This is a genomic window from Escherichia sp. WS1450, from assembly GCF_046487395.1.
In the GTDB taxonomy this organism is placed as follows: Bacteria; Pseudomonadota; Gammaproteobacteria; order Enterobacterales; family Enterobacteriaceae; genus Escherichia; species Escherichia coli.
Genome location: NZ_JBJQJO010000126.1, coordinates 1 through 982, shown reverse-complemented (window position 1 = coordinate 982; position 982 = coordinate 1). Strand labels below are relative to the sequence as shown.

Here is a 982-nt window from a genome sequence, read left to right as displayed (position 1 = left end):
CCCTCCGGCGGTGTCTGCTCCTGCTCACCGGCCCGGAAAACCACCGTGACACCGGAGATATTGGTATTCCCCTCACTGTCCAGCACCGGCGTACCGTTCAGCAGCACGCTTTTTAATCCATCCACCGGTCCTTGTATCGGCCCTTCGCTGATGACATCGATCACACTCAGCAACTGCGTGGATTTCAGATTGTCCTTCGCTTCGCGCGGGGTATGCCCCTTACTGCTGCCTTTACCCATTCGTCATGCTCCATAAACGACAAAACCGCCCGGAGGCGGTTTCACATAAAATGTTTTGCATCAGCGACCAATCACCACAACCTGACCACCATCCCCTTCGTCTGCCGTGCTGATCTCCTGAGAAACCACCCGTGACCCCACGCGCATTTCACCGTACAGAACGGGCAGAGCATTCCCCTGGGCAACCATGTTTTCCAGTGAGGAGAAATAGGTGTTCTGTTTGCCGTTATCCGTGGCTGATACTCCGGGCATTCTGGCTTTCGGTGCCAGCATCTGCGCCACACCACCGAGCACCATACTGGCCCCTGCCGCATACATGCCCGATAAAGCCGCAGCCCCCAGCCAGCCTGCAGGGTTCCACCATGCCACCGCAATCAGCGCCGCGCCCAGCACTGCCTGAAACACACCACCACGTTTGGCTCCCGCCAGACGCGGCACGATGTGGATCACGGCACCATTTGCCAGCGGTTCATTAAGACGGGCTGATAATTCGTTTTCGCCTGTATCACGCCCGGCAATACGCACCTGATACCAGCCGTCGCTCAGTTTCTGACGAAACGCAGGGAGCTGCGTGGCCAGCGCCCGGATGGCTTCGGCTCCCGTTTTCACACGAAGGTCGATGCGGCGGCCAAATCGTTGCAAATCCCCGTAAAGGCAGATGCGTGCCATGCCCGGTGACGCCAGAGGGAGTGTGTGCGTCGCTGCCATTTGTCGGTATACCTCTCTCGTTTGCTCAGTTGTTC

2 protein-coding genes and 1 pseudogene are annotated in these 982 nt (G+C 58.2%); all 3 read right to left on the bottom strand.

Annotation, left to right across the window (positions count from 1 at the left end; genetic code table 11):
- On the bottom strand, positions 1-239 hold a 239-nt coding region (locus ACJHYR_RS27865; RefSeq protein WP_247142305.1), incomplete at its 3' end, for a hypothetical protein.
- Positions 240-299: 60 nt separating this feature from the next.
- Positions 300-908 carry a tail assembly protein gene (locus tag ACJHYR_RS27860; protein WP_086669578.1) on the bottom strand — a complete coding sequence of 203 codons (609 nt, stop codon included), beginning with the start codon at positions 906-908 and terminating at the stop codon, positions 300-302.
- A pseudogene (locus ACJHYR_RS27855) lies at positions 845-982 on the bottom strand (phage tail protein); the annotation flags it as partial. The pseudogene ACJHYR_RS27855 and the gene ACJHYR_RS27860, both read right to left, overlap by 64 nt.

Bases quoted from the DNA above. Each gene is read 5' to 3' on its own strand.
- ACJHYR_RS27860 (WP_086669578.1), bottom strand. From the start codon at position 908: ATGGCACGCATCTGCCTTTACGGGGATTTGCAACGATTTGGCCGCCGC.